At 40.5% G+C, this 9,584-nt stretch carries 11 protein-coding genes and 2 tRNA genes; 3 read left to right on the forward strand and 10 right to left on the reverse strand.

Annotation, left to right across the window (positions count from 1 at the left end; genetic code table 11):
• Positions 1 to 94: 94 nt before the first annotated feature.
• Together IOD06_RS07845 and IOD06_RS07850 are read left to right on the forward strand one after the other, a co-directional pair.
• A tRNA-Lys gene (locus IOD06_RS07845) sits at positions 95 to 170 on the forward strand.
• A 160-nt stretch (positions 171 to 330) separates the two neighbouring features.
• Positions 331 to 406, forward strand: a tRNA-Lys gene (locus tag IOD06_RS07850).
• A gap of 176 nt (positions 407 to 582) precedes the next feature.
• On the opposite strand, the gene IOD06_RS07855 is transcribed toward IOD06_RS07850, so the two are convergent.
• On the reverse strand, positions 583 to 1,368 hold the full coding sequence (locus IOD06_RS07855; protein WP_194620381.1) for an MBL fold metallo-hydrolase: 786 nt from the start codon (positions 1,366 to 1,368) through the stop codon (positions 583 to 585).
• Positions 1,369 to 1,685: 317 nt separating this feature from the next.
• Entirely contained in the window at positions 1,686 to 3,773 is a 2,088-nt protein-coding gene (locus IOD06_RS07860) for a catalase (RefSeq protein ID WP_194620383.1), read from the reverse strand.
• Positions 3,774 to 4,333: 560 nt separating this feature from the next.
• Between IOD06_RS07860 and IOD06_RS07865 the strand changes: the two genes are divergently transcribed.
• Positions 4,334 to 5,125 (forward strand): dienelactone hydrolase family protein, encoded by a 792-nt coding sequence (locus tag IOD06_RS07865; protein WP_194620385.1) that lies wholly within the window; start codon positions 4,334 to 4,336, stop codon positions 5,123 to 5,125.
• A 129-nt stretch (positions 5,126 to 5,254) separates the two neighbouring features.
• On the opposite strand, the gene IOD06_RS07870 is transcribed toward IOD06_RS07865, so the two are convergent.
• From IOD06_RS07870 to IOD06_RS07905, 8 genes are all read right to left on the reverse strand, one after another.
• A complete protein-coding gene (locus IOD06_RS07870; protein WP_194620387.1) occupies positions 5,255 to 5,944 on the reverse strand; it encodes a DUF938 domain-containing protein in 690 nt (229 codons plus the stop codon).
• Between the two features lie 96 nt (positions 5,945 to 6,040).
• On the reverse strand, positions 6,041 to 6,505 hold the full coding sequence (locus tag IOD06_RS07875; RefSeq protein ID WP_057758894.1) for a flavodoxin family protein: 465 nt from the start codon (positions 6,503 to 6,505) through the stop codon (positions 6,041 to 6,043).
• 1 nt (position 6,506) lies between these two features.
• The gene (locus IOD06_RS07880; RefSeq protein ID WP_194620389.1) at positions 6,507 to 6,920 is read right to left on the reverse strand and encodes an OsmC family protein; all 414 of its coding nucleotides are present in this window, start codon (positions 6,918 to 6,920) and stop codon (positions 6,507 to 6,509) included.
• Positions 6,921 to 6,987: 67 nt separating this feature from the next.
• Complete coding sequence (locus IOD06_RS07885; RefSeq protein WP_194620391.1) at positions 6,988 to 7,536, reverse strand: hypothetical protein; 549 nt, start codon at positions 7,534 to 7,536, stop codon at positions 6,988 to 6,990.
• Between the two features lie 83 nt (positions 7,537 to 7,619).
• Positions 7,620 to 7,784, reverse strand: coding sequence for a macro domain-containing protein (locus IOD06_RS13795; RefSeq protein WP_194620440.1), 165 nt, complete (start codon positions 7,782 to 7,784; stop codon positions 7,620 to 7,622).
• A 4-nt stretch (positions 7,785 to 7,788) separates the two neighbouring features.
• Entirely contained in the window at positions 7,789 to 8,268 is a 480-nt protein-coding gene (locus IOD06_RS07895) for a hypothetical protein (RefSeq protein WP_194620393.1), read from the reverse strand.
• A gap of 125 nt (positions 8,269 to 8,393) precedes the next feature.
• Positions 8,394 to 8,774, reverse strand: coding sequence for a DoxX-like family protein (locus IOD06_RS07900; protein WP_194620395.1), 381 nt, complete (start codon positions 8,772 to 8,774; stop codon positions 8,394 to 8,396).
• On the reverse strand, positions 8,761 to 9,168 hold the full coding sequence (locus IOD06_RS07905) for a DCC1-like thiol-disulfide oxidoreductase family protein (protein WP_320157427.1): 408 nt from the start codon (positions 9,166 to 9,168) through the stop codon (positions 8,761 to 8,763). Before IOD06_RS07905 ends, IOD06_RS07900 begins: the two co-directional genes overlap by 14 nt.
• Positions 9,169 to 9,584: the final 416 nt, after the last annotated feature.

The following is a 9,584-nucleotide window of genomic DNA, read 5'->3' on the forward strand; positions in this document are numbered from 1 at the left end:
GATTTACACTTTTTTCCTAATACGGGGTTGTAATTGTCTTAATTATATATATAATGTGCTCTCACGTTTAGGGATACAAACACTTTAAACGTTAGGGTTGTTAGCTCAGTTGGTAGAGCAGTTGACTTTTAATCAATTGGTCCCGCGTTCGAGTCGCGGACAGCCCACCATATTTAGTTTGCTCTTTATTAATCGTTCTGCCCTATCCGGTAGTAGACCAATAAAGATAAGTTTAAAAGACATCGTTAAGATGTTTAGTTTTTAGAAAGTTCGTTACATAGGATTTTCTTTTGCAGAGTTAAAAAGCAAATGCTTTTTATACACTCTTCAGGGTTGTTAGCTCAGTTGGTAGAGCAGTTGACTTTTAATCAATTGGTCCCGCGTTCGAGTCGCGGACAGCCCACCATATTTAGAAAGCCCAGTCATTTTGTGATTGGGCTTTTTTTCGACTGTCTTTTTATGAGCGTTGATAGCTATAGTCAAGGAATTTTAGAATCGCTACAAGGCAACCGACCGCAGATAGTACACTGAGTACATCTAGGACGGATAACACCGTAGCGGTTTAAAAGTGCTCTGACTATATCAATCACGCCTACGCTTGAAGCGTCTAAAGCTACCTCCTTTTCTCCATAGCAATTTATGCTTGATCGTATCCTTAATCGTACGTGGATGCTTAGGCGCTTGGGCAATAAAATGATCAAAATCTGCTGTGTCCATAGCCAGCTCTCGGCCATGCGCCATCATCACCATTGAGGGTTTCAAATCTCTTATCTTGTGTAAAGACTGGATGTATGTTTTAGGGTCATAGACAGGAAAGGGTGCAACGAATTTATGGCGTAGCTTGATAATCAAATCAGCTGTGTATACTTGACGGCTAGGCAGGTGAAATAAAGACAAATCACGATCCGTATGTCCCGGCGTTTCTAAAACTTGCCATTCATCAAACTTTGGCACAAGCTCACCATCTTTTACCGTAATATCTGGTTTCAAGCTTGCAGAATAATACAGGTTTTTAAATGGTCGACCTTGACGTCTGGCCACATAATATCCTAGGTTTATATCTACGAAGTGCATCGCTCGCCCGCCAATACCGCTATACCACTGATCTTTCTTGTCCGCTGAGACAATCAGACAGCCGGTCTCTTGTCGAAATTTATTTGCCCCGCCTGCATGATCAGGGTGCATGTGTGTGACCACCACTACTTTTAGATCAGTGATCGGTCGCTTTAGCGTCGTTTTAATATAATCAAGCACCATCGTCACATCAGTACGGCAGCCACCATCTAGCAGCATGATTTTATCCGGATATACCGCAAGGTAGGTACTCTGGATATAGCCTTCTAAACGTACGATTTCACATAAACTCATTGGTATTCCCTACCTCATTCATCGTTACTATTGTGAGGCTTTTATTCAATTTTATAGACAATCTTTAGTATAACGTCCGTCAGTCCAAAAAAAACGACTTTGAGTGAACGCTCGTGACTATATACAAAAGCAATGCAGTATACAGAGACAATGCAGTTAATAACGATTAATAAATAACGGTTAACAACTGCATGCATAGTTTTATCCATGGTCACTCTCACTTTATTATCAAAAAGCAAAAACCCAGCGCTTAGGCTGGGTTTAAGGAAACATTTGGTATTTAAGAGAAATCGTAGTCTAGATTACCTACCTATTGATTATGCAAGGTCACGAACCTTTGGCTCACGTTCCCATAGACGAGACTTGGCATTGGTAATAAAGGTATCTAATTCAGCCAATGGCGTCACAAATTCATCTTTCTCAATCGGCAGCTTGCTTAAGATAAATTCATCGGTCGCACCGCAATAAGCAATGGCTTTGCAATGAGCATAAGCATCATTGAACCAATCTAGCGCTGCACTGTCTTTTGCTAGCTTCTTAGCCTGCTCTGGCATAATGATACTAACCACGGCATCAAACATCACTGACGGACCACCAGCGAGGCGCTCGTCAGCTTGTATGCGTGTACCATCATCCAATACGACTTCTTTATTAGGCGCTACGATTTTGACGCTAGCACCCTGCGCTTTAGCAGCATCTTCGAATTTTTTGACTTCACTGCTGTTAGAACCTTCTGCAACTAAAATACCGATCATACGACCTTTTAGCGTATCAGGCGTTAGACCAATCGTTTGTACCGCTTTAGACGTTCCCATATCCTGTACAGGTGCAGCGGCATCAGCAGGCTCTGGCAATTCCATACCCAGCGCCGTTGCTACACGATTGGCCAAATCTTCATCGATATGAATCAAATGACTCAGCATACGAGTGCGTACATGCGCCGTATCTACTTTGCCCAGCTCAAACGCATAAGCAGAAGCAATATGCGCTTGCTCAATAGCCGTCTGACTACGGTAGAACATACGTGGCTGGCTGTAATGATCAGCGAAGCTCTCATCACGTACGCGACCTTTTACACCATCATCTAACTGCTCATGGAACGAATTAAAGCCACGTTTAGCGCTTTCACGCGGACGAGTTGGATCTAGGCTTTGTGGCTCATAGAGTACACGCGTCTTAGGCACTTGCATCTGCATATGACCATCTTGCTGATTGTTAGCAAACGGACATTTTGGCGCATTAATAGGAATCTGTGCAAAGTTCGGTGACCCGAGACGCGATAGCTGCGTGTCTAAGTAACTGAACAAACGACCTTGTAATAATGGGTCATTACTAAAATCAACACCCGGTGGCAGATGCGATGGGCAGAACGCTACTTGCTCAGTTTCTGCAAAGAAGTTATCTGGATAGCGGTTCAATACCATCTTACCCACGACTTTTACTGGCACCAATTCTTCTGGAATCAGTTTGGTCGCATCGAGATGATCAAATGGGAATTCGTTGGCTTCTTCTTCAGTAAATAACTGTACGCCAAACTCCCACTCAGGATAATCGCCGTTGTTGATTGATTCAAACAAATCGCGGCGATGATAATCAGGATCAGCGCCTGAGATTTTCACGGCTTCATCCCATGTGGTCGACTGTACGCCCAGTACTGGTTTCCAATGGAAACGTACAAAGGTACTTTTGCCATCTTTATTAATCAAGCGATAGCTATGAATACCAAAACCTTCCATCATGCGTAGGCTACGTGGCAGACCACGGTCACTCATCAGCCAGATTAGGTTGTGCATGGTTTCAGGACTTAGTGAGACAAAATCCCAAAAGGTATCATGAGCAGACGCCGCTTGCGGGAAGCCACGATCTGGTTCTGGTTTTACAGCGTGAATCAAATCTGGAAACTTCATCGCGTCCTGAATAAAGAAGATTGGCATGTTGTTACCAACGATGTCCCAGTTACCTTCTTCTGTATACATTTTCACAGCAAAGCCGCGCACATCACGTGGCGTATCTTTTGAGCCTTTGTTACCTGCTACCGTTGAGAAACGCGTAAATAATGGTGTTTGCTTGCCTGTTTCGGTCAACACTTTCGCAGTCGTATATTCTTCTAGTGACTCTGTCAGCTCAAAATAACCGTGTGCTGCGCTACCACGAGCATGGACGATACGCTCAGGGATACGCTCATGGTCAAAATGATTGATTTTTTCACGTAGCACGAAATCTTCTAATAACGTCGGCCCACGTGAGCCTGCTTTTAGAGAGTTTTGATTATCAGCGATAGCCACACCTTGTTGCGTGGTCAATACTTTGGTGTCATCGCCTGCGCGTTGATGGGTTTCACCACCATTGCCACGTTCAGTATTCATGTCTTTGGCGGGGTCCGTATGATCGATATTATTATTCATAAAAAATCCTAGCTAATAGATTGAGAGTGCTCTTTTAAATCACTAAAAGAGTGCCTACACAGGTTTGATATCCTTTGAAATAGTGGTGACTTCATCTGTCATTTATTTGTCTGTGTTTTCAGCATTGCCGAGCGTTAAATTGATACCGCACTAAAATTCGTAAAGGAATAATAGGCTTAGGAGTTATACTACCCAAAAAATAAGTCAAATATAGTTGCGTATATAGTAAACCTTGTTGATGTTTGGTTAAGGTCTATAGACGCTATAAACCAGCTGCTTTAGATGGTCTTAAAGGCGCATAAACGTTAACAATAGAATCTTGTAATGTAGTTATTCTTTAATGTATGCTTTTTATGAAGTATCAGAGACTATTGATAAATAAATTGGCAGGGTTTTAGCCTTATATTTATCTTTTTTATATCGTTGAATTTAGATAATTTCGATACAAGAAAACCGAGCGCAAGCTATACATTAGTATGGTTAGCGAGGATGACGATGTAGCGGGTTTATATGGGTTTGACGATGCGACTATTTTTTATATAACTATAAGGCTACTTACTATGTTACCAACTCTAAGCTCCCCGACTAAAAAACCTTATCACTCGTTACTAGTAGGCGCGTCAATGGGTCTAATGGCATTAACGTTCAGTCAAACGGCTGCTGCTATCACGACCAAAAACGTAACTTATACGGTCGATGATAAAGCGTACGAAGGCTATTACGCCAAAGCAGATAAGCCAAACGCACCTTTTATCTTATTAATTCACGATTGGGACGGTCTAACTGACTATGAGCGCAAACGTGCTGACATGTTAGCGGCTGAAGGCTACAACGTATTGGCAGCCGATATGTTTGGACAAGGCATTCGCCCTACTTCTATCGAAGAAAACAAACGCCTAACTGGGGAGCTATATGATGATCGTAATAAAATGCGACGCATATTGGCAGGGGCATTAACAGCTGGACAACTACAAGGCAATGATGTGCGTAAAGGCACGACTATGGGCTATTGTTTTGGCGGTACGGTCGCATTAGAGCTAGCACGCTCAGGCTTTGAGCAAAAAGCCTTTGTACCCTTCCACGGTGCCTTTGACATTCCAACCGGTCAAAGCTATGACAAAACTACGGGAGAAATCCTAGTATTCCATGGCTCTGCTGACCAATCTGTCTCGCTAGAGAGCTTTGCGACTTTGGGCAAAACCTTAGAAGCAGCCAAAGTACCTCATGAGATGGTTACCTATAGCGGCGCACCACATGCCTTTAGCGTATTTGGCAGCGATAGATATGACGCCCGCGCCGATGAGCGCTCTTGGAAACGTTACTTAGATTTTTTAGCAGAAGAATATAAATAACCTAGCAGCACAAGTTGAATAAGTAATAATATAAGCAAGCCCAAACAAAAAGACACCTCAATTAAGATCTAATAATGATCCATTAAGGTGTCTTTTTATTTATTTAGTTTTTGCTGACGCTTTAAAAAATTAGCGCTTCTGAAATACCAATAGTTGATTATTAGCAGGCATCGCATACGTTTTAGAAAGTTGTAAATGATGAGCATTTGCTAAACTAACGACATCTTCTTTATCGCAAATGCCGCTATCAGGATTACCTGCTCTCAACATCGCATCAAATCGCTGATTCCCCTCACTAGTATATTTGCCATCTTCGTTAAATGGGCCATATATAATCAGCTTACCGTCAACAGGTAGCGCATCACTAACCAATGTAAATAACCGCTCCACCAAAGCCCAGCTAATGATATGCAAAGTATTGGCTGTAAATATCACATCATAAGGTTTGTCTACATGACTGCTATTTAAATGACTGTTATCTAAATGACTACTAACAGGTACTGAGTCATGCGCCAAATCAAACGCTAATGGCGAATATAGATTGGGTGCAGGATACGCATTGTGCCAAGAGATTATATGGCGATGATTACCAGTGACATCACTAGTTTGCCATTTTAAATGTGACAAATGAGGCGCAAAGTAGACACTATGCTGACCTGTCCCAGAACCAATCTCTAATACATGATTAAAGCCTTGTAGCTCTGTTTGAAGTAATTCTAAAATAGGCTGTTTATTATTCTCACACGCTTGAGAAAACGGCAATGCAGAAATATCTACTTTATTATTTGGATTATCACTCTCCAAATTATCGTCATGCATCACTATCCTCCCAAACCGTCTATTATGCTCTCAGTATTGATAGCAGTAGATTAACAAGCGCTGTCTAATACTACCTGACTACCAAACAACTGACTACTAGTAGATACCTGCCTCTACCCCAGCAGCAAGCGTCATAGCAAGCTCTTCTACTTGCTCAGCAAAGCTGTCTTGCCAATCGCCTTGTAGTATCAGCGCCTCTTGAATCCATGACCAACGTAGACCCGTTGTAATCGTTTTGAGCGCAAGCTTGGTACCTGTACCATCATGCCCTGCCCGTATATATACCGCAAATGGCATGCCCTGCTTCTCTTCTAACACAGGATAGTAGCAGCGATCAAAGAAATCCTTGGTCAGCCCTGCCATATACGCTAGATTTTCCGTTGTGCCTAGCAGTAATGCATCAGCAGCCAGCACGTCTTCAGGCTGCGTATCCTGCGGAGATTTCAAAATGACAGTGATATCTATATCAGGATGATTGGCACCGTCATAGGCTGCCTGCGCTAATTTCTGAGTATTGGGCGATGGCGCATGAGCCACGATGAGTAAGGTCTTAGTAGACATATCAGGCTTCTGTGCCATTGTTAAATACTAGATTTTGAGTAATAGCAGGATCTAAGCTATTGCCTACTGGGCATGTCAACGCTGTTTTATAAAATCGCTTTAAGGTACTCTCATCCAATGCCTTCGAAAAATTGACCACAACGTGTATTTCACTCACCCGCCTTGGTTTGGCAGCCATTACTTTAGTTACGTCAGCGGTAGTACCTGAAATATCGATATCCATATCACGAGCTTTGATACCGATAATGGTCAACATACAACTGGCTAAGCTGGTCGCCAATAAATCAGTCGGTGAAAAGGCTTCACCCTTACCCTGATTATCGATAGGCGCATCGGTAATTATTTCATTGTTTGATTGCAAATGAATGGCTGTGGTGCGTAAATTGCCTTGGTAGGTTACTTTTGATGTGGTCATGGGGTTCTCTTTAATGGTTGTTAAAATATAGCTTATATCTTTAATAATCTTCTAAATTAAATAATAGTTACTCAGTATTTTCAGGATAATATTCTTCAAGAAATGCTCGAATTTTCAAGTCCGAATTAGGTGCAGGTATCCTGTAGTCGGAAAATATTTTTTCCCATTGGGATAGACAGTTAATCAGTACTAGCATTAAGTCTTTTATATCACTATTTGAATTTTGAACATCAAAGGAGACTCTCTTTTTTTTCAATCCTTCAATTATCTTACCATCAGCACCTAATGCTACTAACGTTGACACTTTAGAATTAACTGATAAAACAGATGACTTGCGTCCTTCACGTAATTTAAAATGCTTTGACAAGTTTGCAATCGAAGCACAATAATTCAGCCACTCATTTTTAGAATGCATCTTATAAAACTTTGACTGTTCAACACTATCTAAATTCAAGTATGCAATACACCAATCTCGAAGAGATACAGAGGTTACGCAAAAATTAAAAAAGTGATCGGATTTTTCCTGTAGATCTTCAGATTTCCACGTTCTTTCACCTTCACGTAATAACTTCTCTAACATATCCTTAGGTTCTTTATACTCTTTTAATATGGACATTATTACTCCTAAGGTATGATTACATAATTCATTTATATACAATTTTTCAAGTATATAATTTTTAAACAAATCTTCGCTAACCCTTAAACGTCTGTCAAAGCTGAAAACTCTTTGAGCACACTCGACCCAGCAGCTTTATGTATAGCACCATCAACACCGCTACCGCTTGTCAATGAGAGTTTGGCCGTATTTACTATAGCATCAACATTAGCGTTCGTAACCTTCTGCCTGATAGAATACCCTCTTATACTTCTATCTTTCTTCCCACTTACTGTCTACAAGGTTATACGCCTGATCATTATCATGAGGAGCAATGTTTGCCTTTAACTGAAACGACTCTCCACCCATCTCTCTCCAGCACTCCGAAAACCACTGAATAAGCTCATTAATGGCGATACTCCATGGGTCAAAATCTTCATCCTGATTAGTATATTTCTCTTCAAGCTCATAAGGGTAGACATACTCTATCTTTAACAATTCTGGCTCAACAGGCGACGGATATTGAGCTTCACCATTGATATAAACAAAGTACTCAGAATCATTTGAATCCATAAAAAAAGCTCTAACTGGGAACCCTTGTGTGAATCCATCGGCAAATATTTCAAACTCTAGACTGACCACTTCTTTTGGATAATCATATCCGATTAATTCTTTTAAAACTGGCTTCATACTAGCAGTGAGTGCTTGTAGATGTTCTTGAACTTTCTCTGAAAATTCTTGCTCGATATTCATTTCATTCTCTTTTTATAGTATTACTTCAATTAGACTGAATTATAGGATACAACGTGTGCTGTATATTGACATGTCTTTTCAACGTATGAAATTTCGAATAAATTTTCACCTATTTTGGTTACCATTCATGCTTTATCTACAAATAGAATCAGATAGCAAAAACCCAGACCTAGAATATTGGTCGTAATAGGATTGAATGCACCTATCGAATACATTGGACTTGCTACAGCTACAGAGAGTAATAGTAAAAGTAGAATGGCTACGGCTATATAGACAGGAATATTAGACTTATTGAGAAATATGATTGCGCAACCCAAAACTATTTCAACAATACCCACTAAGGGTGAGGCTATCTTAGCAGGCACACCAAGACCACTAGTAGAGACCAAATGTACTTCGACCGCACTCAACCACAATATTTTGGGCACCAAACCATGGTATATAAACAAAAATCCCAATAGCACCCTACTAATCAACGAAACATGAGTGAGCTTATCTTTTTGCATCTAAAAAACACGCCTCATTCCCTGGTAATGGTAGAGCACAGTAGTCATATTTACCGAATAGACGATAACGATTTAATGCGATACGGTCATATATCCAATCTCGTACAGGTGTTGGAATAATCTTGAAAATACAAACTCCTTTCCATGGGTAGCCTAATTTTGCCATTACTTGGAAAAAAGCATCACTTTTTTGGAAGGACTGGTTACCTCCTACATAAAGCATTGTTTCATAAGAGTCGGTAGGTAGCCCAAAATAAAGCAGTATTTCTTGGCCTTCCTCTGACTGCACACTGCACACTACACAATTTGAAGAGCTGCTTACTATCATACTTGAGGATAAAATTACTCCATACGTTACATAGCTTACATAGCTTACATAGCTTACAGACACCATCGAAAAGAATGACTTTATCTAAAACACTAACATTGGGAGGGAGTTTGTCAGTACTCATCTTTTTACTCTTTTAAATAACCACTTATTGTTGAGTAAATTTAACACTAATATGACTGAGCAACAATCTAAATATAAAAGTAGAATGTAGTCTGATAATTATTTAATAATAAATAATTAAAACTAGGTAAAGAACAAACTTAAAAAACAAGAGACACAATGACACGAAATATGGATAGAGAAAGTGATTAGGTAGCATTAGCTAATGAAATGACTATATTAGGAATAAAAAAGACAGACAAACAAAACCCCCAACGAATTAACGTTGGGGGCTTTTCAAGTATAGAGAGCTGACGATGACCTACTCTCACATGGACGAATCCACACTACCATTGGCGCTACGATGTTTCACTTCTGAG

Source organism: Psychrobacter sp. N25K4-3-2, assembly GCF_015351755.1.
In the GTDB taxonomy this organism is placed as follows: domain Bacteria; phylum Pseudomonadota; class Gammaproteobacteria; order Pseudomonadales; family Moraxellaceae; genus Psychrobacter; species Psychrobacter glaciei.

Excerpts from the sequence above, each read along its gene's own strand:
- IOD06_RS07855 (WP_194620381.1), bottom strand. The coding sequence starts at position 1,368 with ATGAGTTTATGTGAAATCGTACGTTTAGAAGGCTATATCCAGAGTACC.
- IOD06_RS07860 (WP_194620383.1), bottom strand. The coding sequence starts at position 3,773 with ATGAATAATAATATCGATCATACGGACCCCGCCAAAGACATGAATACT.
- IOD06_RS07865 (WP_194620385.1), top strand. The coding sequence starts at position 4,334 with ATGTTACCAACTCTAAGCTCCCCGACTAAAAAACCTTATCACTCGTTA.
- IOD06_RS07870 (WP_194620387.1), bottom strand. The coding sequence starts at position 5,944 with ATGCATGACGATAATTTGGAGAGTGATAATCCAAATAATAAAGTAGAT.
- IOD06_RS07875 (WP_057758894.1), bottom strand. The coding sequence starts at position 6,505 with ATGTCTACTAAGACCTTACTCATCGTGGCTCATGCGCCATCGCCCAAT.
- IOD06_RS07880 (WP_194620389.1), bottom strand. The coding sequence starts at position 6,920 with ATGACCACATCAAAAGTAACCTACCAAGGCAATTTACGCACCACAGCC.
- IOD06_RS07885 (WP_194620391.1), bottom strand. The coding sequence starts at position 7,536 with ATGTCCATATTAAAAGAGTATAAAGAACCTAAGGATATGTTAGAGAAG.
- IOD06_RS07895 (WP_194620393.1), bottom strand. The coding sequence starts at position 8,268 with ATGAATATCGAGCAAGAATTTTCAGAGAAAGTTCAAGAACATCTACAA.
- IOD06_RS07900 (WP_194620395.1), bottom strand. The coding sequence starts at position 8,774 with ATGCAAAAAGATAAGCTCACTCATGTTTCGTTGATTAGTAGGGTGCTA.
- IOD06_RS07905 (WP_320157427.1), bottom strand. The coding sequence starts at position 9,168 with ATGGTGTCTGTAAGCTATGTAAGCTATGTAAGCTATGTAACGTATGGA.